The organism is Mycobacterium sp. NGS50 (genome assembly GCF_059812545.1).
The window spans coordinates 1-1,632 of record NZ_JCALCW010000074.1 but is presented as its reverse complement, the minus strand read 5'-3'; the positions used below and the strand labels follow the sequence as shown (position 1 = coordinate 1,632).

Sequence of the window (1,632 nt, the reverse complement as noted above, 5' to 3'; positions counted from 1 at the left end):
TCGGTGACCCCAAGCTGGTGAGTGGTTGCTTGCCGGTGTTATGCGGCTTCGGTGAGTGGTTCGAGGGTGACTTTGTAGCCGAGTCGTTCCAGTTGTTTGACGGCGTTGGTCTTGGTTTTCCCGGGGTTGTGTCGGGTGTAGTAGTCCGGGCCGGGGTCTTGGTAGAAAGTGCCGTTGATCAGCATGTGGTAGGCGTCGGTAAGCATCTTGTGGGCCAGGGCGACCAGGGCGATCTGGCTGGCTGGTGAGCTGCGCCGGGCTTTGCCGTTCCGGCGTTTATGCAGGGCACGGTGGCCGCCGGCGATCCGCGCGAAGCGGGTGCTGTAATAGGTGCCGTTGCTGCGGGCCGCCGAGAGGGCCGCGATACCCAAGGCGGCCTTGAGATGCCGGTTACCGGGGCGAATCGCCGCCGATTTGATCCGGCCCGCCGATTCGTTGCAGCCGGGAACCACCCCGGCCCACGACGCGAGATGTGCGGCGCTGCCGAACACACTCATGTCGGCGCCGGTCTCGGCGATGAACACATCGGCCACGATCTGCGACCAGCCCGGGATGCTCATCAGGAGCTCCCGGACGGCACGAAAGGGGGCGATCGCCTCCTCGATACGTTCATCGAGGCGGGCGATGCCGGCGTTGTGGGCATCGATGCGATCCAGGTACAACCGCACCATGAACGCGTGATGGTCGTTGAACCGACCCCGCATCGCCTCAGTGAGCTGCGGGATCTTGTTGCGCAGCCCCCGTTTGGCCAGATCGGCCAGCGCCGCGGGATCGCGCTGGCCAGCGATGAGCGCTTCAAGCATCGCCCGCCCGGAGACCCCGACAATGTCGGAGGCCACCGCCGACAGTTTGATCCCAGAGTCTTCGAGCAGCTTCTCCAGCCGCTGGATCTCCTTGGTGCGTTCGCGGGTGATCACTGTGCGCGCCCGGGTCAGGTCCCGCAACACCCGGATCGGCTCCGGCGGCACGAACGACGCCCGCACCAGCCCGTGTGCCCCCAGATCGGCCAGCCACATCGCATCCGAGACATCGGTCTTACGCCCAGGCACATTGCGCACCGCACGGGCGTTGACCAGCATCACGTTCAGCCCCTCGTCGAGTAGGTAATAAAACGGCTTCCAATAATCCGACGTGGACTCGATCACCACACAGCTGACCTGCTCAGCGATCAGATGCTCCCGCAACGCCAAGATCTCGCCAGTGGTCGAGCCCCACGTGGTCACCGTCGTCTTGGTGCCGCACCGACCCCGCCCCTGAACCCGCACACACACCTTGACGTCCTTCTTAGAAACATCAAGACCCGCACACCGGGAATGGATCACCTCCATAATTGATCCTCCATCCTCCAGAACTGTTGATATCCAGCGTGTTCCGGGGAGAGCGGAAACAAAACAGGAGTCTCTCTCGCGTGCTCACAGGCAACAATCCACCGCCCCCGCACAACCACGGGGTGCCCTCCTGCCACCAAGCTGCTCGGCGTGCTCACCAGCAACACAGACGCAACGGGGTCAACCGAAACACCCTTAAAGCCTCGACCTACCCGACCCCCAAAGCAACCACCTCACCAGGGCGAACCCGGCGCACTAATTTTCATCCTCCACCGCGGGGCGAAACCCCCCAGATAGCTGCTCG

General features: G+C 63.5%; 1 protein-coding gene. It reads right to left on the bottom strand.

From position 1 onward, the window contains the following. Positions 1 to 38 precede the first annotated feature (38 nt). Positions 39 to 1,328: an IS110 family RNA-guided transposase gene (locus tag AC5Y36_RS25715; RefSeq protein ID WP_500043803.1), complete on the bottom strand. Its 1,290-nt coding sequence runs from the start codon at positions 1,326 to 1,328 to the stop codon at positions 39 to 41. Positions 1,329 to 1,632 lie beyond the last annotated feature (304 nt).

What these genes read in the sequence shown, in the direction of transcription:
- AC5Y36_RS25715 (WP_500043803.1), bottom strand. Translation starts at nt 1,328, where the DNA reads ATGGAGGTGATCCATTCCCGGTGTGCGGGTCTTGATGTTTCTAAGAAG.